Source organism: Methylobacterium hispanicum (genome assembly GCF_022179285.1).
GTDB classification, from domain to species: domain Bacteria; phylum Pseudomonadota; class Alphaproteobacteria; order Rhizobiales; family Beijerinckiaceae; genus Methylobacterium; species Methylobacterium hispanicum.
In genome coordinates this window covers 116,313-139,852 of sequence record NZ_BPQO01000010.1, presented here as the reverse complement: position 1 = coordinate 139,852, position 23,540 = coordinate 116,313, and the positions used below count along the sequence as shown (strand labels likewise).

Sequence of the window (23,540 nt, the reverse complement as noted above, 5' to 3'; positions counted from 1 at the left end):
CCGCCCAAGGGTGTGACACCCTTGGGGATCCCCGGATTCAGGTGGCCTGCGGCAGGGCCGCGCCGGCGCGCCCGCGCAGGGCCGCGAGCGTGAGCGCGAGGCCCAGGAGCGCCACCGCGGCCGCGACGAGCGGCAGGGCGCGGTAGCCCGCCCCCAGCGTCAGCGCCGTGCCGCCGAGCCACGCGCCCAGCGCGTTGCCCAGGTTGAACGCGCCCTGGTTCAGGGTCGAGGCGAGGTTCGGGGCCTCGCGCGCCGCCTCCACCACCCAGACCTGCAGCGGCGAGACCAGCGCGAAGGCGAGCCCGCTCCACAGCACCAGCAGGGCCACCGCCGGCACCTTGTGGGGCCCGAGGGCCGCGAGCAGGGCCAGCGCGGCGGCCACGCCCAGGAAGCCGCCCAGCACCGTCGCCGGCAGGTTGCGGTCGGCCAGCCGCCCGCCCGCGAGGTTGCCGAGGGTGAGCCCGATCCCGGTGGCGAACAGCACCCCCGTCACCGCCCCGGGGCTGAAGCCCGAGACCCCCGTGAGGAAGGGCGTGATGTAGGTGAACAGGACGAACAGGCTCACGGAGGCCAGCATCGAGACCAGCATCGGCACGACGACCGGCCAGCGGGTCAGCGCCCGGAACTCGCGCAGGATGCCGCCGCGCTGCCCCGGCAGCCCGCCCGGCACGAAGGCCTGGATGGCGGCGAGCGCCGCCACCCCGATGCCGACCACCGCCCAGAAGGTGGCGCGCCAGCCGAGCGCTTGGCCGAGCGCCGTGCCGAAGGGCACGCCCAGCACGTTGGCGAGCGTCAGCCCGGCGAACATCAGCGAGACCGCCTGGGTGCGCCGCTCCCGGGGCACGAGGTCGCGCGCCACCACCGCGCCGATGCCGAAGAAGGCCCCGTGCGCGAAGGCGGTGGCGATCCGCGCCAGCATCAGCAGGCCGTAGGAGGGGGCGAGCGCGCAGGCGAGGTTGCCTGCGAGGAAGGTCAGCATCAGCGCGAGCAGCGCGGCCTTGCGCGGCAGGCCCGCGGTGGCCACCGCCACGATCGGGGCGCCGACCACCACGCCGAGCGCGTAGGCCGAGACGAGGTGGCCCGCCTGCGGGATGCCGACGCCGAGATCGCCCGCCACCTCGGGCAGAAGGCCCATGATGACGAACTCGGTGGTGCCGATGCCGAAGGCGGCGGCGGCGAGCGCCAGGATGGGGCGGGCGGCCGAGCGGCCGGCGACTGGGGAAGCGGCCGGGGAAGAAGCCATGCGGGGCATCCGGGTGAACCCGCGCGGGGCGGGTTTTGCAGTGCGGGATGCACAGAGCATGGCGACCTGCGCGCCGCGTGCCACCGCCCGCGGCGGGATGCGGACCTGCGCGACGGACAGGGCTGACGGCAGGGGGACGGCAGGGGGACGGATCGACGCCGGTGCGGCCCGGCGCGATCAGAGGCGGCGCGCGCCCCTCGGCCCCGGGCTCATCGCGCCGAGGAGAACGGCGCCCAGGATGGCCAGGAGGGCGGCCCGATCGGACATCGGATCGCCGCTCCTTCCGCGCCCTCCGGAACCGCTACTCGGCGGCCTCGGCCTTGCGGCGGCGGCCGCGGGCCGGCTTCTCGGCGGCCAGCTCCTCGGGCGGTAGGGCGGGTTCCGGCTCGGCCTCGACCGCGGCGACCACCCCGCGCGACTTGCGGCGCTGCTGGCCGAGACCGAGGGCCCGGGCGAGCTCCGAGCGCTGGGCCGAGTAGCTCGGGGCGGTCATCGGGTAGTCCCGCGGCAGGCCCCACTTCTCGCGGTAGGCCTCGGGCGTCAGCCCGCGCAGGGTGAGGTGGCGGCGCAGCGTCTTGTAGGGCTTGCCGTCCTCGAAGCTGATCAGGTTGTCGTTGGTGATCGACTTGCGGATCTGGGCCGGCGTCAGCTTCTCGACGGCCGGTGCATCGCCGTCGGCGCGCCGCGACAATCCGACGAGGGCGCCGTGCACGGAGGTGATCAATCCCTGCAGATCGCCGGGCGGGATCGAGTTGTTCGCCACGTACGCCGCGACGATCTCGACCGCGAGACCGATGTGATCGGAGTGCTGCTCGTCCATGACCTCATCCATTGCCGGACCCTCTACGCTCGGCCGGGAAGATCGATTCCACGCCTGTCTTGGTCAAGAGGGTTTATTGCTGCCTGTTTCGAAACAGGCGACATTTTCTGTGGTTCGACGCCCCCAATGCGGACACAATCCGCTCAAATTCGGAAGATGATTGGCTCATGCTCTGATTGTGCACAACGTTAAAGCGTCTGGAACACGGCACTCCAACCCCGGCGGGTAAACGGCCGGTTCATTACAAGCCTCTGATCGCACGGCGAAATCCGCAAATCATGAGCGCGGACCCGCTCCGTCCGCGGCCCGGCCGGCGCCGATTATTCGACCGCTGGTTGAGTATTCGAGAGCATCAACGCAGAAGTTTCATTCGCCCCGGGCCGGACCCCGGCGGTCCGCGACCTCACGGGCTCGAGGGGCCGGCGCGGTCGTAGACGGCCTCGCCGAGGCGGCGCAGGGGGCCGCCGGGGCCCGAGCGCTTCCACAGGCGGGTATTGAGGGCGGCGACCGGATCCTGGCCCGGCACGCCGAAGCCGCGCGCCACGAGGTGCTCCAGGATCTCGCCCGCATGCATCGGCCGGCCCGCCGCGGCGAGCACCCCCACGGCCGCCTCGACGAGCGCCCGGCCGTAGCGCCGGGCGGCCGCCGGATCCTCGTCGAAGGGGACCGGGGGCGGCGGCCCCTCCGACCCGGGGTGGGGCGCCGCCGGCGCGGCCGTGTCCCGCGGCGACGGGCGCGAGGCCGGCACGGCCCGGCTCCGCGCATCCCCGTCAACGCCGCCCGGCCCCCCGCTCTGCCCGGTGCCCGGTGCGCGACCGTGCGGGGCGAAGCGATGGCCGGCAAGGCCGGGATCCTGCCCGGGATCCTGGTCAGGATCCTGGCCGAACCGTGGCCCGCCCCCCGTCCCGGAGCCCGGCCACGACCCCGCCGGGGCCCGGCCGTCCGGCCCGGCCGCGGCCTCCCTGGTCCAGGCATCCCTGGCCAAGGCATCCCTGGCCGCCGCGGCGTCTGCCGCCTCCGCCCGGCCCGGCGCCTCGGGGCCGGGGACCGGCACGCGATCGGCCGCCGGCCCCCCTGCCGAACCTCCCGCCGAACCTCCCGCCATGTCCCCTGCCGCGGCACCGGCCCGGAGGCGCCGGCCGAGTTCGAGGTAGAGCAGGTGGTCGGCGATCTCGCGGTCGATCGCCTCGCGGCGGCGGCGCAGATCGGCGAGCCGCGCCTCGATCTCGGCCTCTGACGGAACCATGCGCCGCATCCAATGGAATATTCTGTTCCGTCAGTCTAGCGGACCGGTCTTTCCAATGGAAGATGGCGTCGCACGGAATTTTGCGCATCGTGGGAATGCAGGGAGCCCCGGAATACCGACGCGGTGCGCCTCGCGGCGTCGCCCCGTTACCGCGAGGCGGCCGGGCGCCTTTCCGTGCCGAGGGAACGAGTTTCGGAATGAATGGAATATACCGAACCGATCAGGCGCGGAGCTTCATTCCCTTGCTCGTTCCGTTCCGTGTTCCCTGCTTCGGCGGCACCAGCAGGGCGCCGGGATCGGCCGGCTGCAGCAGCAGGCCGTGGTCGTCGAGGCTGGCCGGCAGCTTCGGGAAGACCTCGCAGAGATGGGCGAGGTCGGCCCGGAAGGCCTGGCGGAAGCTGCGGATGCTGGCGTTCTCGGCCCCGAACTGGCCGTGCAGGTTCTCCCAGGTCAGCCGCAGCGGCCGGGGCAGGGCGCGCAGGCGGTAGCCGAGCCAGAACAGCAGGTCGAGCTTGCGCGCCGAGCCCGAGAAGGCGCGCGCCGCCCGCACGTCGACGGGCAGCGCGTGGCGCACCAGCGTGTCGTAGAACTCCTGGTGGAACTGGACGGTGCGGGACCATGCGGGCCCCTCCCCGCCGCCCTGCCCCCGCCAGAGGTCGAGGCTGCGGAAGGGCGGCACGTTGAGGGTGCTGGCCTGCCCCTGCCCGTCCCAGAGGCCGATCTGCATCGAGCAGGCGGCGAGCCGGTGGACCTGCTCCTTGAACTGCCGGATGGTGCCGCGCTCGCCGCCGGTGACCGCGAAGCCCATCTCGCGCATGAAGCCCGAGAGCGAGTCGGCGACCTCCACGGTGGGGCTGCGCTGGCGCACGGCCTCGGTGCAGAGGTGGAGCAGCACGAGGCGCGCCTTCGGGCCGTAGGGCAGCCCTTGCGGTTCCCAGGCGCCCGTGAGCGGGTCCTTGAGGCGCCCGGCCACCAGGCTCAGCGAGTTGCGGCCGTAGGTGCGGCTGAACTCGCGGGCCCCGCCGGGATCCCGGTAGGGCAGGCCGCAGAGCGCCAGCACCGAGTGGATGTGCTGGAGGTTCTCGGGCGCCGCGGGCTCGTTCTCGATGACGAGGCGCACCGCGTCGCGGCGGCGCTGGTCGCGGCCCATGCGGGCGCGGGCCTGCTCGCGGGCCGCCTCCACGGTGCGGGCCGCGTCGCGCTCGCGCTGGCGGTGCAGGATGTGCTCGACGATCTGGGCGAACAGAAAGCCGCCGCGGGCCGCCTCGACCTCCTGCAGGAGGTCGGCGTCGCGGATCAGGGCCAGTTTCTGCTCGATGCCCGTCACTGTGGAGGTCTGTCGCGTCGCCGGGGGATCGTCGGAGGGCAGGGGAGCCCTGCCGTAACGAACCTGCATCGCACGATTCGGTCCCCGCGAGTCTCGGACGAATCGCGGGGCCGGGCGGGTTGTCCCGGCAATCCACGCGTTCCGCCCCCCTCCCCGTCCGGGCCGGACGGTGCGCACGCAGAGTTCGATACGGGGGCCGGCCGGCCTGTCCGGACCGCGCAGAGTTCGATACGCCCCGGAGCGCCCGCCTTGTCCCCGTTCTGCACCGCCCGGGAGCGCCATCCACGCCGAATCGCATGCGGGACCGCGCAGACTCCGATACGCCACCCCGGCACGACCGCGCAGAATCCGATACGGAGGCACGCAGAATCGGATACGCATCCGCGCAGAGTCGGATGCGCGGACCGGCCTCAACCCTCTCTGGCGCAAGCGAAATCTGCCACCCCATATAACCTGCAGAACTGACTCTCTGAGAATCCTTCCTGATACTTCTCCTAAGGGGTCCGGCCCGTCGTTCGCTTCGGAGAACGACCCCGATCCCGTCTTTCTCCCAATGGAATTCAGGGAATAAGACGGGCTTGTCCCCATCCCGAGCCCCTTTTCCCACCGCGATCCGGAGCCCTTCCCGATGACCGAGACGCCGATGCGGACCCTGCTGCGGCTGATGGCCGAGCTGCGCGATCCGAGGCGCGGCTGCCCCTGGGACGTCGCCCAGACATCCGCGACCATCGCGCCCTACACGCTGGAGGAGGCCTACGAGGTGGCCGACGCCATCGAGCGCGGCGACATGGACGACCTGCGCGACGAGCTCGGAGACCTGCTGCTGCAGGTCGTGTTCCACGCCCGCATGGCCGAGGAGGCCGGCGCCTTCGGGTTCGACGACGTGGCCGGGGCGATCGTCGCCAAGCTGATCCGGCGCCACCCGCACGTCTTCGACGGGGCAGGGCGCCTGCTGCCCGAGGGCGCGCCCGCCCGCGACCCTGAGGCGGTCCAGGCGCTGTGGGAGGCGATCAAGGTGCGGGAGCGGGCCGAGAAGGCGGCCCGCGCGCCGGAGGCCGGCGCGGCCGAACCCCCGCCCCTGGCCGGGGTGGCGCTGGCGCTGCCGGCCCTCGCCCGCGCCGAGAAGATCTCCCGCAAGGCCGCTGCCTACGGTTTCGACTGGGCGGAGGCCGCGCAGGTGATCGACAAGGTCCGCGAGGAGACCGACGAGGTGGCGGAGGCGCTGGCCAACGGCGACCGAGCGGAGCTCGCGGAGGAGATCGGCGACCTCCTGTTCTCTGTGGCCAACCTCGCCCGCCATGCGGGGGTCGATCCGGAGGCGGCGCTGCGGGCCGGCACCGCCAAGTTCGAGCGCCGCTTCACCGCCATGGCCGAGGAGTTGCGGGCCTCGGGCGCCGCGCTCGCGGGGAGCGACCTCGCCGCCATGGAGGCGGCCTGGGTCGCGGTGAAGCGGGCCGAGCGCGGCTGAGGTCGTGGATTCCAAAGGTCGAGACCTTTGGCGGGTGCAGGGCAGAGCCCCGGGCCCCGCCCAAGGGCCTCAGGCCCTTGGAGAACCCTTGATCGGCCAATCGACGAGGCCGCCGGCCCAGAGCGCGGCCCAGACCAGGACCGGCTGAAAGGCCAGCCGCGGCCCGTGATACCACCAGGAATCCGGGATGCCCGGGACGCTGATGCCCTCAAGGGCATGCTTCAGGTTCGCCGGGTAGACGCAGACCGCGTAGAGGGCGAGCCCGATCGCTGCGGCCCGGCGGAAGCGCTGGCCGAGGAGCGCCGCGGCGCCCGCGATCTCGCACAGGCCCGTCGCCAGGATGACGAGCCGGGGCTCCGGCACGGAAGCCGGCATGATCGGCATCAGCAGGTCCGGCCGGGCCAGATGCACGGCGCCGATCCCGGCATAGAGGCCGGCGAGGGCGAGGCGCAGCCGGAAGCGCCCGTCCGCCATCGCGCGCCCCTGCCCCGCCGGCCTCATGGTCCGCCGGCCTCGGCCACGCGCGATGTCGGCACGCCGCAGGACGCGGCCACCCGATCGGTCAGGGCCGCGACGAGGCGCGCGAGGCCCGGATGCCCCGCGCTCGCGAACCGCGTCTCGCCGACCGCCCGCACCGGCGCGATCAGCCGCAGCGAGTTCGTCAGGAAGACCGCGTCCGCCGCCAGCAGCTCGGGCAGTGCGAGGGAGCGCTCCTCGGGGTGCAGGCCCACCCCACCGGCCAGGCCCAGCACCTCGGCCCGCACGATGCCCGGCAGGACGCCGTCGGCGAGGGGTGGCGTAACGAGGCGGTCCCCGAGGATCCCGAACAGGTTGCCGGTGCCGGCGCAGGCGACCCGCCCGCGCGTGTTGCGGAACAGCGCCTCGTCGAAGCCGGCCGCCGCGGCGTCGCGGGCGGCCAGCACCGCGTCGAGATAGCCCGGCGTCTTGAGGTGCGAGACCGGCGAGGTCTCGTTGCGGGCGATCCCGGTCACCCAGAGGCTCAGGGGCGCGAAGGCGAGCGCCGCCGCGCTCGGCGCCGCGGTGGCGTAGAGGACGGGGCGCGGCTCGGCCGGGGGCTTCAAGCCGCGCGGGCCGGTGCCCCGGGTCGCGGTGGTGCGGATGGCGAGGCGCGGGCCTGTCGCGGCCAGCGCCCGCAGGGCCGCCCTCGCCCTGTCGGGATCGACGGAGAAGCCCAGCGTCTCCGCGCCCGCGACGAGGCGGTCGAGATGGGCGTCCGCGAAGGCGACCCGGCCGTCGAGGGCGAGCGCGGTGTCGAACACCGCGTCGCCGAGGCTCAAGCCCCGGTCGGTGAGGTCGAAGGGCGCGACCGTCTCCGCGCCGAGGCGCCCGTCAAGCCACAGCATCATCGCTCCGCCGATCCTTCGCCCAGGCGCGGGCGAGGTCCAGGAAGTTCGCGAAGAGGGCGTGGCCGCCCTCGGTCAGCACCGATTCCGGGTGGAACTGGATGCCGTAGGTCGGGTGCTCGCGGTGGGAGAGGGCCATCACCTCGCCCTCCGAGGAGAGGGCGTCGACCGCGAGGTGGCGCTCCATGCCGGGCTCGGGCCGGACCACCAGGGAATGGTAGCGCCCGACCTGCATCGGGGCGGGCAGGCCGCGGAACAGGCGCTGCCCCCCGTGATCGACCGGGGTCGCCTGCCCGTGCAGCGGCCGGATCGCCCGCTCGACGCTGCCGCCGAAGGCCGCGCCGATCGCCTGGTGCCCGAGGCAGACGCCGAGGATCGGCAGGCTGCCGGAGAGTTCGCGGATCGCCGGCAGCGAGATCCCGGCCTCCGCGGGCGTGCAGGGGCCGGGGGAGACCACGAGGGCGTCGGGCGCGAGCGCGCGGATCCCGGCGACGTCGAGGGCGTCGTTGCGCACGACCCGCACGCTCTCGCCAAGTTCCTCGATGTAGCGGACGACGTTGAAGACGAACGAGTCGTAGTTGTCGAGCACGAGGATCATGGGCGGGAACCGCGCGTGTCGTGGATTCCAAAGGTCGAGACCTTTGGCGGGTGCAGGGTGGAACCCTGCATTTGGCTCCTCCGTCCCGGCTGTGCCGGGTCGGAGGGGCCAACCCGGGGCGCTGCCCCGGGACCCCGCCCAAGGACCTCGGCCCTTGGGGATCCCATGACCGCAGCCGTCACGCCGGCGCCCTCCCCCCGAAGGCCTCGAACACCCGGGCGGCCTTGGCCAGGGTCTCGTCGTATTCCGGACCGGGTTCCGACAGGAGGGTGATGCCGCCGCCCGCCTGGAGCACGGCCGTGCGCGCGTCCATCACCACGGTGCGGATGGCGATCGCGGTGTCGAGCGCCCCGTCGAAGCCGATCCGGCCGATGGCGCCGCAATAGAGCTCGCGCGCGTCGCCCTCGATCTCGGTGATGATGTCCATGGCGCGGATCTTCGGGGCCCCGGTGATCGAGCCGCCCGGGAAGGTGGCGGCCACGAGGTCGAGGGCGTCGAGGCCCTCCCGCAGCGTGCCCGTGACCACCGAGACCAGATGGTGAACGCCCGCGTAGGTTTCCAGCCCGCACAAGGTCGGGACCCGCACGCTGTGGGCCTCGCAGACCCGCGACAGGTCGTTGCGCAGGAGGTCCACGATCATGATGTTCTCGGCCCGCTCCTTCGGGTTCCGCTGGAGCGCCTCGGCCGCCGCCCGGTCGGCCTCCGGGTCGGGCAGGCGCCGGGCCGTGCCCTTGATCGGCCGGGTCTCGACGCGGCGACCGGCGAGCTTCAGGAAGCGCTCGGGCGAGCTGGAGGCCACGGTGAGTCCCTCGAAGGCGAGGTAGGCCCCGAAGGTCGCAGGGTTCGCCGCCCGCAAGGCGCGGTAGAGCGCGAAGCCGTCGAAGCCCGCCGGCAGCTCCGCGCTGAAGCGCTGGGCGATGTTGGCCTGGTAGATGTCGCCGGCCCGGATGTAGTCCCGCACCCGCTCCACCGCCGCCTCGTAGCCGGCCCGGGTGAAGTTCGAGCGCCAGTCGAGGGCCGGGACGGGGCAGGGGGGCACAGGGTCCGGCCCCCCCTGCCCCAGCAGCGCCGCGAAGGCGGCGAGCCGGGCCTCGGCGCGGGCCGCGCGGGCGGCGCCGTCCGTCTCCGGGAAGCCCGTGGCGACGAGCCGGCAGGTGCCGGCCGCGTGATCGACGACGAGCGCCGTGTCGTAGAGGTTGAAGGCGATGTCGTCGGTGAGCCCGGCCCGGCGGGCGGGCCGCGCCACGCGCTCCAGCGCCTGCCCCAGATCGTAGGCGAAGTAGCCGATCGCCCCGCCCGGGAAGATCTCGTCGGCGGGGTCGGTCCGCCAGGGCGCGAGCGCGGCGCGCAGGGCCTCGATCGGGCCGCCCGGCACCGGGCGCCCGTCGAGGGTGGCGCGGCCATCGCGAAAACGGAAGCGCCCGAACGGGTCGGCGGCGACGATCGAGTGCCGGCCGAGCGTGGCGTGCGGCATCGCGCTGTCGAGGAAGGCGAGCCCCGGCAGGTGCCGCAGCCGCGCCGCCGCCGCGGCGGGATCGCAGAACGGGATCTCACGGGTCCACATGGGCGTCGCGTCTCGTCTCCGGGGGGCCTGGCCGGCCTCTGGCGTCCGGCATCCGCCGGGACACGCCTCGCACAGGCGGTGCCGCGGGGGAAGCGGGCACGGAGCCGCCCTGCCCTGTCGGCGCGGAGACCGGACGCGCGGAAACGGCCCCGCGCAAGGTGCCGGGGGCGTGGCCCAAGATCGTCGGATCGGGGGGACGCGGGACGCCGCGAGGCCCTGACGCAACGTTGCACAAAGGCCGGCCGCCCGGCGTCCCGCGGATGTGCACCCGGTCGAGCGCTCCATCCGTATGCGCGTCGCGGTGTCCGTTACGCCGGGGTCCGATCTACGCCAAGCTGAGAGGAGGTCTGGGCCGGTGCGCCTCGTGGAGGCGCCCCGGGAAGAACCCTCGCCGCTTGCGGGCGAGCTTGCGTCGTGCACCGTCCCGTAGTGGATCGGCGCCGTAGGCTTCAGCCCACCGCCCGGAAGGCGATCCGAGGATCGCGCGGGGTCGGCGACCGGGGCATTTCCGCGCCCGCGCGCTGCCCGGTCCGTGCCGGCGGCATGTCGGTCCCGCGTCCGGGGCTGCCGCAGCCGACGGCAGACGCGGGCACCGGCCTGACCGCACGCCGCGCCCCGGCGGCTGACCGGGAAAGCGCCCCGATGCGTCTCAGGACGCGCCGCGGCCAGGGCACGGCAAATCAGCATAGAATAGGAATATTTTAAAGTTGTAGAGATGCGAGGAGGGCTGCCGTGTGGCCGTATCGTATGCGGGAACCCCTCCGCACTCTCCCTCCCCAGCAGAGTGGGGAGGGAGCGCATGGACCGCCCGCCCTGCATGGGAGCCCCGCCGTCGGTCCGGGCTCGCAACGCGCGCGCGATGCCTGTATAGGGGCGAACGATTCCAGATTTCACGCGATCAGCGCGCGGCGCGGGCCTTCGGGAGCCTTGCGAGGCCGCGGCGCCGTTTTGGACGAGCCATGACCGCCTCCCCTGCCCCCTCACCGAAGGCCAGCGCGCCACGGATCTCCTTCGTGTCGCTGGGCTGCCCGAAGGCGCTGGTCGATTCCGAGCGGATCCTCACCCACCTGCGCGCGGAAGGGTACGAGCTGGCGCGCAAGCACGACGGGGCGGACGTCGTCATCGTCAACACCTGCGGCTTCCTCGATTCGGCGAAGGCCGAATCGCTGCAGGCGATCGGCGACGCGATGGCCGAGAACGGCCGGGTCATCGTCACCGGCTGCATGGGCGCGCAACCGGACGAGATCCGCGAGAAGTACCCGAACCTCCTGGCCGTCACCGGCCCGCAGGCCTACGAGTCGGTGGTGGCCGCCGTGCATGAGGCGGTGCCGCCGGCCCACGACCCGTTCCTCGACCTGATCCCGCCGCAGGGGGTCAAGCTCACGCCGCGGCACTACGCGTATCTGAAGATCTCGGAGGGCTGCAACAACCGCTGCACCTTCTGCATCATCCCCTCGCTTCGCGGCGACCTCGTCAGCCGCCCGGCCGGCGACGTGCTGCGCGAGGCCGAGAAGCTGGTGAAGGCCGGCGTGAAGGAACTCCTCGTCGTCTCGCAGGACACCAGCGCCTACGGGATCGACACCCGCTACGCCACGAGCCCCTGGCGCGACCGGGAGGTGCGGGCCCGCTTCTACGACCTCGCCAAGGAACTCGGCGAGCTCGGCGCCTGGGTGCGGCTCCACTACGTCTACCCCTACCCGCACGTGGACGAGGTCATCCCGCTGATGGCCGAGGGCAAGATCCTCCCCTACCTCGACATGCCGCTCCAGCACGCGAGCCCCTCGGTGCTCAAGCGCATGCGCCGGCCCGGCAACCAGGAGAAGCAGTTGGAGCGCATCCGGCGCTGGCGCGAGACCTGCCCGGATCTGGCCATCCGCTCGACCTTCATTGTGGGTTTTCCCGGCGAGACCGAGGCCGAGTTCGAGGAACTGCTCGGCTGGATCCGCGAGGCGAAGCTCGAGCGCGTCGGCTGCTTCACCTACGAGCCCGTGAAGGGCGCACCCGCCAACCACCTTGCAGAGGCGGTGCCGCCGGAGGTTCAGCAGGAGCGCAAGCGCCGCTTCATGGAGGCGCAGCAGGGCGTGGCCCTGCGGCTGCAGAAGGCCAAGGTCGGCCGGCGCCTACCCGTGATCATCGACTCGGTCGGCGGCAACGTGGCGGTCGGGCGCACCAAGTACGACGCGCCCGAGATCGACGGCAGCGTGCACGCCAGCTTCCGCCGCCCGGTCCGCCCGGGCGACATCGTCACGGTGAAGATCGAGGACGCGGGCGCCTACGACCTGCGCGGCAGCGTGGTCTGACGCGCGCTCAGGCGTTCTTGCGCGGGCGGTGGTTCGGGTCGACGCCGCCCTCGCGGGTGGTCTCGTTCTCGACATCGCCCTCGAAGGTCGAATCCGCCTCCAGGTCCTCCGGGTCGCGGCCCGTCATGCCCTTCGAGGCTCCGATCCCGGGATTGCCCTTGAGGTCGGCGTCGCTCGGGGTCTCGGTCTTGGCGTGCTTGGTCGACATGCGGCCTCCATTGTCGGTTGCCGGGGTCAACGCGGTGCGCGCGGGGCGGTCACGGCGCTGCGGCCGTTCGCCCCGATCGGCTCAGGCGATGTCGGCGAGCCGCACGCGCCCGATGCCGGCCTGCCCCATCCGGGCCCAGGCGGCCGCGACCGAGCCGTCCCGGTCGATGCCCCGCACGGCGTCCGCCACCACCACGGCCTCGAACCCGGCGGCGCGGGCGTCGAGCGCGCTCCAGGCGACGCAGAAATCGGTGGCGAGACCACAGAGCACGACCCGGGTGAAGCCGCGCTCGCGCAGGTAGCCGGCGAGCCCGGTGCGGGTGGTGCGGTCGGCTTCCAGGAAGGCCGAGTAGCTGTCGATCGCCTGGGTGTAGCCCTTGCGGATGACGAGTTCGGCACGGGCGATGTCGAGGCCGGGCGCGAAGGCGACGCCGGGCGTGTCCTGCACGCAGTGCTCCGGCCAGAGCACCTGCGGGCCGTAGGGCATCGCCACCGTGCCGAAGGGCTCTTGGTCCGGATGGCTGGTGTGGAAGGAGGCGTGGCCGGCCGGGTGCCAGTCCTGCGTCAGCACCGCGTGGGGAAAGCGTGCCAGCAGCGCGTTGCAGGGTTCGACGACGGCGTCGCCCTCGGGGACCGCCAGGGCGCCACCGGGGAGGAAATCCACCTGCACGTCCACGACGAGCAGGACGTCGGTCTCGCGCACGCTCAGCATGGGACTCCCCCAAGTCCTGGATACCCAAGGGCCGAGCCCTCGGGCGGGTCCGGGCAGAGCCCGGGATCTTGACCCGGAATCCAAGGATCCCGGGTTCGCCGGATCAGGGCAGCATCACGGTCGCGCCGGTGGTCTCGCGGCCGGCGAGATCGCGGTGCACGGCCTGGGCCTCGGCGAGAGGGCGCTTGGCGTGGACCGGGATCTTCACGGCCCCGCTCGCCACGACGCCGAACAGGTTCCGGGCCATCTCCTCCAGCACCGGGCGCTGGCTGGCGAAGGTGAAGAGCGTCGGCCGCGTCACGTAGAGCGAGCCGCGCGGGGCGAGCAGTCCCAGGTCGAGGCCCTGGATCGCGCCCGAGGCCGAGCCGAAGCTCGCGAGCAGGCCGAGCGGCGCGAGGCTGTCCAGCGAGCCCATCAGGGTCGCCTGGCCGACGCCGTCGTAGACCACCGGCACGCCCTTGCCCCCCGTGATCTCGCGCACCCGCTTGGCCACGTCCTCCTCGCGGTAGAGGATGACGTGGTCGCAGCCGTGCTTGCGGGCGAGCTCCGCCTTCTCGGCCGAGCCCGCGGTGCCGATCACGGTGGCGCCGAGGTGCTTGGCCCACTGGCAGGCGATGAGGCCGACGCCGCCGGCGGCCGCGTGGAACAGGATCGTGTCGCCGGCCTTCACCCGGTAGGTGCGGTGGAGCAGGTACTCGGCGGTGAGACCTTTCAGCATCATCGCGGCAGCGGTGGCGTCGTCCACGCCCTCCGGGATCTGAACGCAGCCGGCGGCCGGCACGATCATCTCCTCGGCGTAGCTGCCCTCGGCCGAGGCCGTGGCGACCCGGTCGCCGACCTTGAATCCGGTGACGCCCTCGCCCACCGCGTCGACGGTGCCCGCGCCCTCCTTGCCGGGGGTGAAGGGAAGCTGGGCCGCCTTGTAGGCGCCGGAGCGGAAGTAGATGTCGATGAAGTTCACGCCGATGGCCGTGAGCTTCACGCGGATCTGGCCGGGACCGGGCTCGCGCCGCTCGACATCCTCGTAGGCCATCACCTCGGGGCCGCCGTATTCGTGAACCCGGATCGCCTTGGGCATCGTCTCGTCCTCGGATGAAGTTTCCCCCGCGCCCGAGATAACGGACGCCGCGCCCGGCGCAATGGTGTTAGGGAAGGCGGCAAGACCGATACGGGCAAGACCGATACGGAACCGGGGAGACGACGATGTCCGACGAGGCGCTGTTCGAGAAGGGCCTGCCGATCCGCCGGGCGGTGCTGGGCGCGGACTACGTCGATGCGTCGCTGGCGAAGGCCGACCCCTTCATGATGGCCTTCCAGCGCGCCACCACGAGCTGGGCCTGGGGCTGGGCCTGGGGCGACCCCACGCTCGACCGCCGGACGCGCTCGCTCCTCAACCTCGCGATGCTGACCGCGCTCGGCAAGCCGGCCGAGCTGAAGCTCCACGTCAAGGGCGCGCTCACCAACGGGGTCACGGTCGAGGAGATCAAGGCGGCGCTCCTGCACGCGACCGCCTATTGCGGCATCCCCGCGGGGCTGGAGGCCTTCAAGGCCGCCCACGAGGTGCTGGTGAAGGAAGGCGCCATCTCCGCCGAGTCCCCTGCCGAGACCCCCGCCGCGCCGGCGGCCGAGTGATCGCCCGGGAGCGGCCCGCATGAAGACCTGCCTGATCCTCGACGACTACCAGGACGCGGCCCGGCATTTCGCCGCCTGGGACCGGCTCGCCGGCCGCGTCGGCGTGACGGCCCTGCACGAGACGCTCGCCGACCCGGACGCGCTCGTGGAGCGGATCGGAGGCGCCGAGATCCTGGTGATCATGCGCGAGCGCACGCCCTTCCCGGCCTCGCTGCTGGCGCGGCTGCCGACCCTGCGGCTGCTCGTCACCAGCGGCATGCGCAACGCCGCCATCGACCTCGCGGCGGCGAAGCGGCAGGGCGTCACGGTCTGCGGCACGGCGAGCCACCCGGCGCCCCCGGCCGAGCTGACCTGGGCGCTGATCCTCGGGCTCGCCCGCCGGGTCGCGCCGGAGAGCGCGGCCTTGCGGGCGGGCGGGCCCTGGCAGGCGAGCGTCGGCACGGATCTGGCGGGCGCCCGGCTCGGCATCGTCGGGCTCGGCAAGATCGGCACCCGGATCGCCCGGGTGGCGCGGGCCTTCGACATGGAGGTCGCGGCCTGGAGCCCGAACCTCGACGACGCGCGGGCCGAAGCGGCGGGCGTGCGGCGCGCGCCCTCCAAGGCGGCCCTGCTGGCGGAGAGCGACGTCGTCACGCTCCACCTCGTGCTGTCGGAGGCCACGCGCGGCCTCATCGGGGCGGAGGATCTGGCCCGGATGAAGCCCACCGCCTTCCTGGTGAACACCGCACGCGCCGGCCTCGTCGATCAGGCGGCCCTCGTCACCGCGCTCAGCCAGAACCGCATCGCGGGGGCGGGACTCGACGTGTTCGAGACCGAGCCGCTGCCCGCCGACAGCCCGTTCCGCACCCTGCCGAACGTGCTGGCGCTGCCCCATCTCGGCTACGTCAGCGCGGCCAATTACCGGACCTACTTCTCGGAAGCGGTCGAGGATATCGAGGCCTGGCTCGCCGGCGCGCCGGTGCGGGTGCTGGCCTAGATCGGCGCCCGCCCTCCGCGCGCGCCTCGCCTTACCGCCGCGCCAGGGTCTGCGGCTCGCCCTGGCCGCCGGGGCCTGCCTGCCCGGTGAAGGCGTCGCCCGCGCGGCCGAGCTTCTCGCCGTGGGCGTAGAGCGCCTGCATGTAGCGCTGGTCGAACGGGCCCGGCGCGGTCGCGGTGAAGCGGCCGTCGATCTCGGCGACCTGCAGATCGAGGCCCTCGCGGCGGCCGAAGGCGCCCGAGAGCGCGAGCGCGTCCTGCAACTGCGCCTTGATCGCCGCCGACATCGCCCGGCCGAGCACCGAGAGGGTGGTCGGGCGCGCCATCTCGAAATGCGGCCGGGTGCTGTTGTTGACCACCACGTAGACCGTGCGGGCCGGGATGCGCACGAGCTGCGCGCCGGTGAGCGCCGCGGTCAGCGCCCGCTTCGGCGCGAGGTAGAACGGCGCCGTGGTGCCGCCGTCCGCGTGCAGCTCCCGGATGGCGCGCCCGTCGGCCAGGGTGGCGTCGATCGCGACCGGCGGGAACACCCCCGGCACCGCCGAGGAGGCCAGCACGATCGACCGGAACAGGCCGAGCGCCTTCGGGTCGGCGCCCTTCGGCCCGGCCGAGGCCGCGATCGCGCCGAGGTCCCAGAGGACCGGGCGGCCGCTGTCGATCTCGGTGGTGGCCACCAGAAGCCGCCGCCCCTTGGCGTGCTCGGCCGCGACCGCCTGCAGGAGCGCCGGCGTCACCGCCCGGTCGATGCGCCGCTTGAGCGGCCAGGTGTCGGTGAGCGCCACGTCGGAGCCGCCGAACTCGAACACGTCGGCCGCCGTGATGGTGGTGTAGGCCTCGCGCAGGGGGGCGTCGCCGGGCCGGCCGACGAAGGCGAAGGGCGCGATCAGCGCGCCGGTGCTGACGCCGGTGATCACCCCGAAATCCGGCCGGGTGCCGGCCGCGCTCCAGCCGGCGAGCAGCCCGGCCGCGAAGGCGCCGTCCTCGCCGCCGCCCGAGAGCACCAGCCAGGGCTCGGCCGCCGCGGGGGCGTCGTCGATCAGCGCCTGGAAGGCCGCCGGCTCGTCGCCCGGGATCCGCACCGGGCGGTCGAGCCCGGCAGGCCGGGCCGCGGCCATGTCTTCGGCCGTGAAGGCCGCGCGCGTGCCAGGCTTCTCGACGGGCTTTTCGGCAACCTTGGCTGTATTCGGTCCGGCCAGGGACAGATCGGGAAAAGCAGCGGACAGCATGCATGCCGCCGCGAGCGCCGCGATGGGCCGCCGTGTCAGTCCGGACATGGCTCGTGTCCCGTATCAGAAGTGCCCGCCTCGCACGAAGAACGCCAAGACTATTGTCAAGTTCCGATCCTTCCGCCCCCGATGCCGCATTGCTGTGCCGACAGGCACCGCGACCGCCCGTGCGCCGCCGCTTGAGGGACCTTTGAGGGACCTTCGGCGGCCCCGCGCCGGACCCGCCCGAGGACAGGACGAAGGGACGGCTTTACCTCGGCCGAAGCCTCGCCATAACGGGGACACAGAAGACTTCGGGAGGGACGACCCATGAAACTGCCGCGCCGCTTCTTCCAGCCGCTCGCCACCGGCGCGCCGGCCCCGTTCCGGGACCTGCCGGTCCGGCTCGAGCGGATGATCCACTTCGTGCCGCCCCACGTCGAGAAGGTCCGCGCCCGGGTGCCGGAACTCGCAGGCAGCGTGGACGTGGTGCTGGGCAACCTCGAGGACGCGGTGCCGATGGACCAGAAGGAGGCCGCCCGCAAAGGCTTCGTGGCGATGGCGCGGGCGACCGACTTCGCCGCCACCGGCACCGGCCTCTGGACCCGCATCAACGCCCTCAACTCCCCCTGGATTCTCGACGACCTGTTCGAGATCGTCTCCGAGGTGGGGTCCAAGCTCGACGTGGTGATGGTGCCCAAGGTCGAGGGGCCCTGGGACATCCACTACATCGACCAGCTGCTCGCCCAGCTCGAGGCGCGCCACGGGGTCGCCAAGCCCATCCTGGTCCACGCGATCCTGGAGACGGCCGAGGGCGTGGCCAACGTGGACGCCATCGCGGCGGCCTCGCCGCGCATGCACGGCATGAGCCTGGGGCCGGCCGACCTCGCCGCGTCCCGCGGCATGAAGACCACCCGGGTCGGCGGCGGCCATCCCGAGTACCGGGTCATCGCCGACCCGGCGGGCGAGGCCGCGCGCGTCTCCGCCCAGCAGGATCTCTGGCACTACACCATCGCCCGGATGGTGGATGCCTGCATGGCCAACGGCATCAAGGCCTTCTACGGGCCCTTCGGCGACTTCTCGGACGGGGCGGCCTGCGAGGTGCAGTTCCGCAACGCCTTCCTGATGGGCTGCGCGGGCGCCTGGACGCTGCATCCGAGCCAGGTCGCCATCGCCAAGCGGGTCTTCGCGCCCGATCCCGACGAGGTGGCCTTCGCGGCCCGCATCGTCGCGGCCATGCCCGACGGCACCGGCGCGGTGATGCTCGACGGCAAGATGCAGGACGACGCCACCTGGAAGCAGGCCAAGGTGATCGTGGACCTCGCCCGGCTCGTCGCCGCCAAGGACCCGGAGCTCGCCGCGATCTACAAGCTGGACTGACATCCCGGGGATCCCGAAGGGCCTCCGGGCCCTTCGGCGGGGTGTTGGGGCGGAGCCCCGGATCGGCTTCGCCGGACGACCGGGGCCAGGATCGCGAACCTTGCCCGGACCCGCCGAAGGTCCCGGACCTTCGGGATCCATGACCACATCCCCGATGACCATCCGCGATGCGGCCACGGCGCCCGATGACAGGGCGGGGGCTTGCGCCTATCTGACGCTGCATGACGCATCAGGACACGAACACGGATCAGGCCCCGGCAGCGCCCGGCTTCCGCACGGCGAAGTTCGGCATCGGCGCGGTCGTGCGCCACCGGATCTACCCGTTCCGCGGCATCGTGTTCGACGTCGATCCGGTCTTCGACAACACCGAGGAATGGTGGCTCGCCATCCCCGAGGCGGTGCGGCCGCGCAAGGACCAGCCCTTCTACCACCTGCTCGCCGAGAACGCGGAGACCGAGTACGTCGCCTATGTCTCGGAGCAGAACCTCCTGCCCGACACCTCCGGCGAGGCGCTGCGCCACGCCGGGATCGGCGAGATGTTCGTGCGCGACGACACCGGGACGTACCGGGTGCGGGACCGGGCGCCGAACTGAGTTTTCTCGGACCCAAGTCGGGAGCGATGCGCGCCGCGGACCCCCTCTCCCCGCGCGCGGGGAGAGGGGGAAGCCGCTTCATTCGAAGCGGGCATCCGGAAGCCCGGCGTGACGAGAAAAGGCCGGGCACCCGCCCGGCCTTTCCCTGTCGCCATCGATCTCAGTCCCCGCGCGGGCGGGGGCGTCCCGTCCGGAAACCCTCAGGGCTTCGGCGCGGCGGCCGCGGCGGGGCCCTTCTCGGCCTCGAGCTTCTTGCGCATCTCCTCGGAGCGCTTCTCCAGCTCGGCCTGGAGCTTCTTCTGCTGCTCCTCGAGCACCTTCGGGTCCATGGCCGGGCCGTCGAAGGCCTTGCCGAAGCCCGCCAGCGGCACCGCGAAGGTGACCTCGCGCTGGGTCTGGTTCTGCACCGAGACGTTGAGGGTCGTGCCCTTCTTCATCGCGCCGATCAGGCCCGCCTCGACGGCGCCGGCCTCGGCGAAGCAGCCGTTCGGGAAGCAGACCGCGAACTTGCCCGGGGTCGCCTGCTGGCCGTCCACGTTGAAGCGGATGCCCGGCTGCAGGAGCAGGCCCAGCGGCAGCAGGAAGCGCACCACGCGCACCTCCTGCTTCGTCTGCGGGTTCTTCATCTCGTAGACGGCGGCGGCCAGCACCGGCTGGCCCTGGTCGGAGACGAAGTCGCGAGTGGTGTAGCAGATGTCGGTGCCCGAGCCCTGGTCCTTGCCGCAGACCTTGGTCCAGTCGGCCTGGCCCGGCTCCGACTTCACGTTGATGATCTGCGGGCCGTTGCCCTGGGGCTGCGCCGTCTGGTTGGTGGGCGCGGTCGGCGCCGGGGCGGCGGGGGCGGGGGCCGCCGCCGGCTTCTTCGGCTGGGCGAACGCCGGCCCGGCGAGGCCCGCGATCGCGACGATGGCGGCGGCGCGCATCAGATGCGCAGGACGGGTGGCGAACGGCATCGTCTTCAGACCCCTCTGGGTTTCGCTTGGCTGGTGCGCGCCTCGCCGGACGACGAGGCCCATCGTGACGCAGGACCGTGGACCTTCGCGGCGTCGCGGCGGGCGCCGGTCCGGCTCCCGTCCGCGCCCCGGCGCGGGAACCGTCCGGCGCGATGCGCGTCGCGCCCGGCCCGGCGGGCCCGCAAGCCCGACCCGGGGCGACCGGGCGGCCTGCTTTCCCGCCGATTGAGGCGAAGGCATGACACCGGCGACGCGGCACCGGAGATCGGGTGAGTCCGGGGCCGCGTCGGCGCGTTAGCGCGCCGTTAACCATGCCGGGGCATCGATGGCAACTCGCGGCGGCCCCGTCGCGCCCCCGAGGGAGACGACAGGTGCAGGCGCAGGCCACGGCGTTCCGGCGCGAGACGTCCCCGCCCGATCCGGCGGCCGGACGGGAGCCGGCGTCCGGCGCCCTCCTCGCCGGCCCCTTGGCCGGCTCCGCCCCCTTGGCCGGCTCCGGCCCCTTGGCCGGCTCCGCCCCCTTGGCCGGCTCCGCCCCCTTGGCCGGCTCCGGCCTCGCGGGGCTGCTGCGCGCCACCGCCGCCGCCCACCCGGCCCGCCCCGCCTTCGTGGACCTCGGCGACAAGCCCGGCTGGAGCGGCCGGCCCGGGATGAGCTGGACCTACGGCGCCGCGGCCGAGATCGTCGCCCGCCTCGCCCGCGGCATCCGCGCCTGGCGCCTCGCGCCGGGCAGCCGGGTCGGCCTCTGGTTCGCGGGCAGCAGCGAGTCCCTCGTCGCCCACCTCGCCGTGGAGGCCGCCGGCCACGTGCCCTGCCCGATGCCCGCCGCCTGGGAGGAGGCCCAGGTGCTGGCCGCCGTGGAGGCCGCCGGGATCCCGGCCGTGCTGACCCAGGCCCGGCTCGGCGGCCGCCGCCCCGCCGAGATCCTGTGCCGGGTCGCCCTGCAGCACTTCGCCCTGCGCTATCTGGCCGCCTTCGGTCCCGACGTGCCCGACGGGGTGATCAACCTCGACGCCCTGGCGCTGGAGCGCGGAACCGGCCCGGCCGAGGCGCCGCCCCCCGCCCGCGGCCTCGTGAGCTTCGCCGGGCGCGATCCCGCGCGGCCCGTCTACCGCCCCGGCGAGGCGCTGCTCGCGGCGGCGGCCCTGCACCTCGACGCCGCCCGGATCGGCCCGGGCGAGCGCCTGCTCACTCTGCTCCCGCCCGACGACCTGCGCGGCCTCGCGACCGGGCTCGGGGCCGCCCTGGTCGCGGGCGCGACGCTCGCCTGCATGCCGGTGCTCGACGCCGCCGCCCTGCGGGGGGCGCTCACCGCGGCCGAGCCCCGGGGGCTGCATCTGGTCGCGCCCGCCTTCCTGGAGAGCGTCCTGCACGAACTGCCCCTCGGCGGCCTGCGCGCGCTGACGCTCGCCCACCGGGCCCCGGCCCGGCTGACCGCGCGCCAGCTCCGGACCGGCCGTCTCGACGGGCCCCGCATCGTCGACGCGCTCGCCCTCGACGAGGAGGCCCTGCTGAGCCGCGCCCGCGGGGCCGACGACATCGCCCTGGCGCTCGCCGATCCCGCCGGCACGGCGCTGCCCGCCGGGCTGATGGAGCTGCGCTGCGGCGCGGACGGCAGCCTGAGCCTGCGCGGCGCCGCCTGCCGGGCCGGCCCGATCCGCGACGGGATGCCCGCCCTGCCCGGGGCGGAGGCGTGGCGCCCGGCCCCCTACCGCGCCACCCTGCTGGCCGGGACGGCCACCGGCCTCGTGCCGGCCGACCAGCCGGTGCCGGCCGACCAACCGATGCCGGGCTGAAGCCAGGTTCCGGTCCGACGACCGATGCCGGCCCGGACCGGGGACGCCGACTTTTTCGGATGAGCCCGATCGGGCCCGGTCGAGGGAGGCGGTCGGGGCCGCGCCGCGTCCGGCCGGCCGCCCGTGCCGGCCCCCGAAGGGCGGCGTGTCGTGCCTTTTCAGGGCGTTGCGCGCGCGGGCTCGTGCTCCGCGCGAGCGCGCGGGCGGATTTTTCGCGCGCGGTTCATGTGCGGCTCAGGCGGGCCGCCCTATCTTCGCACTGCAAACTTGCCGGCGAACCAAATCGCGTTGCCGCAAGTTAACGCCGCGGGCCTCTTCCCACGAGGCGCACGATAGGATACCGCTCAAGCTTATGGGTGCGCTGCAACAAGTGCTGGTGGTCGATGACGGCGTCCGCGCCGTCGACCACTCACTCGCCGGCGAACTGGCCGAGCTCGGCTACGCCAGCGTCACGGCCTCGCTCGAGGCGGCCGACGACGTCCTCGCGGTGATCGCGCGGCCGGCCGCCGTCCTGCTCCAGGCCTCCTCCAGCCGCGATGCCGAGTACCGGCGCCGCGCCGAGCGCCTGCGTCACCAACTGCGCGACCGCGGCATTCCGATCATCGACATCGACGCGAGCCGCACCCGCGGGTCCGGCGGCCCCGTCGATCTCCAGAGCCGCATCGGCGCCTACGTGCTGCAGGAGCCGGAGCGCTAGGGCGCCCGATTCGTTCCCCATCCCGATGTCTAGGCGCGGATGATGGCATCCGCGCGACACCCTCTCCCCCCTCGCCTACAGGTCGCCGCATCGCCGCGCGGTGACGGCGCGCACGCAACCGGCCGGGTTCAGCGTCGGGCCCGCATCAGCTCCGGCACACCGAATCGCGGCAGCACGCCCTCGCGCATCACGGCGCGGCGCAAGGGACCGACCGCCTGCATGGCGACGAGGCCGAGGCCGCGCAGCGCATCGACCGGCGCCAGCGCCGAGAGCAGGCTGCGGTTGAGCCCGTTCACGGCCGCGGTGCGCAAGGCGGCGTCGCGGCGGCGGTCGCGGGCGAATCCGGCGAGCGCGGCGCGCGAGCCCGGGTCGCGCCCGTCCGCGACGGCCCGGCACACGGCGTCCCGCAGGGCGGCGGCGTCGCGCATCCCGAGGTTCAGCCCCTGGGCGCCGATCGGCGGGAAGACGTGGGCCGCCTCCCCGATCAGCGCGAGGCGGTGGGCCACCGGGCTCGCCACCGAGAGCCCCCGCATCGGTACCCGGCCGCGCGGCCCGTCGATCCGCATCCGCCCGAGCATGCCCTTGGCCTGGGCCTCGATCGCGGCGGCGAGGCCCGCCTCGTCCAGCGCCGAGAGCGCCTCGGCCCGCTCGGTATCCGTGACCCAGACGAGGCTGGAGCGGTGCCCGCCCGGCAGGGGTACCAGGGTGAAGGGTCCCTGCCTTGTGTGGAACTCGGTCGAGACGTCCCGGTGCGGCCGCTCGTGGGCCAGGATCGTGGTGAGCGCCGCCTGGGGGTAGGACCAGTCGCGCACGGCGATGCCGCTGCCCACGCGCAGGCGCGAGCGGGCGCCGTCCGCGGCCACCACGAGGCGGGCCGCGACCGCGCCGCCGCCTGCCAGCGTCAGGCGGGCCTCGGCCTCGCCGGCCCGGCAGATGTCCGCGTCCTGCTCGATCAGCGCGAGGTTCGGCGTCTCCCGGGCGCGGGCGCGGAGCGACTCGACGAGGCCGGCGCTCTCGACGTTCCAGCCGAAGGCGTCGAGCCCGATCTCGGTGGCGTGGAAGCGGGCGGGCGGCGGGCGGAACAGGCTGCCGGTATCGTCCACGATCTGCAGCACGGCGAGCGGCGCGGCCTGGGGGGCGAGCGGGCCCCAGGCGCCGAGCGCGTCGAGGAAGCGCACCGAGCCGTCGAGGAGCGCCACGGTGCGCCCGTCCGCCACGGGGGCGTGCCGGCCGACGAGGGCGGTCGAGACGCCGGCCTGCGCCAGCGCCAGCGCGGCGGCGAGCCCGGCGGCGCCCGCGCCGACGACGGCGACCTCGGTGCGGGTATCGGTCACGGGCTGGGCCTCCGGCGGTAAGCGGCGTCTTACACTGTCAGATAGGACCGCGTACCGGGTCCGTCGCGGGTGCGCCGATGCCGCGGCGGTCCTGGATTCCAAAGGTCGAGACCTTTGGCGGGTGCA

22 protein-coding genes are annotated in these 23,540 nt (G+C 73.7%); 8 read left to right on the top strand and 14 right to left on the bottom strand.

Going from position 1 to position 23,540, the window contains the following annotated elements:
• Positions 1–37: 37 nt before the first annotated feature.
• The 4 genes from MFF56_RS13700 to MFF56_RS13685 all read right to left on the bottom strand — a co-directional run bounded on the left by MFF56_RS13700 (position 38) and on the right by MFF56_RS13685 (position 4,636).
• A complete protein-coding gene (locus MFF56_RS13700) occupies positions 38–1,243 on the bottom strand; it encodes an MFS transporter (protein WP_066921443.1) in 1,206 nt (401 codons plus the stop codon).
• Between the two features lie 301 nt (positions 1,244–1,544).
• Entirely contained in the window at positions 1,545–2,075 is a 531-nt protein-coding gene (locus MFF56_RS13695) for a Ros/MucR family transcriptional regulator (RefSeq protein WP_238230131.1), read from the bottom strand.
• A 391-nt stretch (positions 2,076–2,466) separates the two neighbouring features.
• Positions 2,467–3,309 (bottom strand): hypothetical protein, encoded by an 843-nt coding sequence (locus tag MFF56_RS13690; protein ID WP_066928206.1) that lies wholly within the window; start codon positions 3,307–3,309, stop codon positions 2,467–2,469.
• Positions 3,310–3,529: 220 nt separating this feature from the next.
• Positions 3,530–4,636, bottom strand: a complete 1,107-nt coding sequence (locus MFF56_RS13685) for a replication protein RepA (RefSeq protein ID WP_066928198.1) — start codon at positions 4,634–4,636, stop codon at positions 3,530–3,532.
• A 628-nt stretch (positions 4,637–5,264) separates the two neighbouring features.
• Between MFF56_RS13685 and mazG the strand changes: the two genes are divergently transcribed.
• Positions 5,265–6,104 (top strand): nucleoside triphosphate pyrophosphohydrolase, encoded by an 840-nt coding sequence (mazG, locus tag MFF56_RS13680; protein ID WP_066928200.1) that lies wholly within the window; start codon positions 5,265–5,267, stop codon positions 6,102–6,104.
• 69 nt (positions 6,105–6,173) lie between these two features.
• Here the strand turns inward: mazG and MFF56_RS13675 are convergent, their stop codons facing one another.
• From MFF56_RS13675 to pabB, 4 genes are all read right to left on the bottom strand, one after another.
• Positions 6,174–6,578: a DoxX family protein gene (locus MFF56_RS13675; protein ID WP_066928202.1), complete on the bottom strand. Its 405-nt coding sequence runs from the start codon at positions 6,576–6,578 to the stop codon at positions 6,174–6,176.
• Between the two features lie 23 nt (positions 6,579–6,601).
• Positions 6,602–7,468 carry an aminotransferase class IV gene (locus MFF56_RS13670; RefSeq protein ID WP_066928207.1) on the bottom strand — a complete coding sequence of 289 codons (867 nt, stop codon included), beginning with the start codon at positions 7,466–7,468 and terminating at the stop codon, positions 6,602–6,604.
• Complete coding sequence (locus MFF56_RS13665; RefSeq protein WP_066928204.1) at positions 7,455–8,066, bottom strand: anthranilate synthase component II; 612 nt, start codon at positions 8,064–8,066, stop codon at positions 7,455–7,457. The genes MFF56_RS13670 and MFF56_RS13665 overlap by 14 nt, the downstream gene beginning before the upstream one ends.
• A 178-nt stretch (positions 8,067–8,244) precedes the next feature.
• The gene (gene pabB / locus MFF56_RS13660; protein WP_238230130.1) at positions 8,245–9,630 is read right to left on the bottom strand and encodes an aminodeoxychorismate synthase component I; all 1,386 of its coding nucleotides are present in this window, start codon (positions 9,628–9,630) and stop codon (positions 8,245–8,247) included.
• A 959-nt stretch (positions 9,631–10,589) separates the two neighbouring features.
• On the opposite strand from pabB, the gene rimO reads away from it, so the two are divergent.
• Positions 10,590–11,930: a 30S ribosomal protein S12 methylthiotransferase RimO gene (rimO, locus tag MFF56_RS13655; protein ID WP_066918306.1), complete on the top strand. Its 1,341-nt coding sequence runs from the start codon at positions 10,590–10,592 to the stop codon at positions 11,928–11,930.
• A 7-nt stretch (positions 11,931–11,937) separates the two neighbouring features.
• On the opposite strand, the gene MFF56_RS13650 is transcribed toward rimO, so the two are convergent.
• The 3 genes from MFF56_RS13650 to MFF56_RS13640 form a co-directional block, all read right to left on the bottom strand.
• Positions 11,938–12,138: a hypothetical protein gene (locus MFF56_RS13650; RefSeq protein ID WP_066918304.1), complete on the bottom strand. Its 201-nt coding sequence runs from the start codon at positions 12,136–12,138 to the stop codon at positions 11,938–11,940.
• 81 nt (positions 12,139–12,219) lie between these two features.
• Positions 12,220–12,846: a bifunctional nicotinamidase/pyrazinamidase gene (gene pncA / locus MFF56_RS13645; RefSeq protein ID WP_066918308.1), complete on the bottom strand. Its 627-nt coding sequence runs from the start codon at positions 12,844–12,846 to the stop codon at positions 12,220–12,222.
• A gap of 106 nt (positions 12,847–12,952) precedes the next feature.
• Entirely contained in the window at positions 12,953–13,927 is a 975-nt protein-coding gene (locus MFF56_RS13640) for a quinone oxidoreductase family protein (RefSeq protein WP_066918302.1), read from the bottom strand.
• Between the two features lie 125 nt (positions 13,928–14,052).
• Between MFF56_RS13640 and MFF56_RS13635 the strand changes: the two genes are divergently transcribed.
• Both MFF56_RS13635 and MFF56_RS13630 read left to right on the top strand, forming a co-directional pair.
• A complete protein-coding gene (locus MFF56_RS13635) occupies positions 14,053–14,481 on the top strand; it encodes a carboxymuconolactone decarboxylase family protein (protein ID WP_066918300.1) in 429 nt (142 codons plus the stop codon).
• Between the two features lie 19 nt (positions 14,482–14,500).
• Complete coding sequence (locus MFF56_RS13630; protein WP_066918298.1) at positions 14,501–15,457, top strand: D-2-hydroxyacid dehydrogenase family protein; 957 nt, start codon at positions 14,501–14,503, stop codon at positions 15,455–15,457.
• A gap of 31 nt (positions 15,458–15,488) precedes the next feature.
• On the opposite strand, the gene MFF56_RS13625 is transcribed toward MFF56_RS13630, so the two are convergent.
• Positions 15,489–16,730 (bottom strand): patatin-like phospholipase family protein, encoded by a 1,242-nt coding sequence (locus MFF56_RS13625; RefSeq protein ID WP_066918296.1) that lies wholly within the window; start codon positions 16,728–16,730, stop codon positions 15,489–15,491.
• Positions 16,731–16,991: 261 nt separating this feature from the next.
• On the opposite strand from MFF56_RS13625, the gene MFF56_RS13620 reads away from it, so the two are divergent.
• Entirely contained in the window at positions 16,992–18,041 is a 1,050-nt protein-coding gene (locus MFF56_RS13620) for an HpcH/HpaI aldolase/citrate lyase family protein (protein ID WP_066918294.1), read from the top strand.
• 221 nt (positions 18,042–18,262) lie between these two features.
• The gene (gene hspQ / locus MFF56_RS13615; RefSeq protein WP_066918292.1) at positions 18,263–18,634 is read left to right on the top strand and encodes a heat shock protein HspQ; all 372 of its coding nucleotides are present in this window, start codon (positions 18,263–18,265) and stop codon (positions 18,632–18,634) included.
• Positions 18,635–18,834: 200 nt separating this feature from the next.
• On the opposite strand, the gene MFF56_RS13610 is transcribed toward hspQ, so the two are convergent.
• Positions 18,835–19,587 carry an invasion associated locus B family protein gene (locus MFF56_RS13610; protein WP_066918290.1) on the bottom strand — a complete coding sequence of 251 codons (753 nt, stop codon included), beginning with the start codon at positions 19,585–19,587 and terminating at the stop codon, positions 18,835–18,837.
• A 371-nt stretch (positions 19,588–19,958) separates the two neighbouring features.
• Between MFF56_RS13610 and MFF56_RS13605 the strand changes: the two genes are divergently transcribed.
• A complete protein-coding gene (locus tag MFF56_RS13605; protein WP_238230129.1) occupies positions 19,959–21,383 on the top strand; it encodes an AMP-binding protein in 1,425 nt (474 codons plus the stop codon).
• Between the two features lie 352 nt (positions 21,384–21,735).
• Positions 21,736–22,080, top strand: coding sequence for a hypothetical protein (locus MFF56_RS13600; RefSeq protein ID WP_066918360.1), 345 nt, complete (start codon positions 21,736–21,738; stop codon positions 22,078–22,080).
• A 128-nt stretch (positions 22,081–22,208) separates the two neighbouring features.
• Here the strand turns inward: MFF56_RS13600 and MFF56_RS13595 are convergent, their stop codons facing one another.
• Positions 22,209–23,414, bottom strand: coding sequence for a UbiH/UbiF family hydroxylase (locus MFF56_RS13595; protein WP_066918362.1), 1,206 nt, complete (start codon positions 23,412–23,414; stop codon positions 22,209–22,211).
• Between the last annotated feature and the right edge of the window lie 126 nt (positions 23,415–23,540).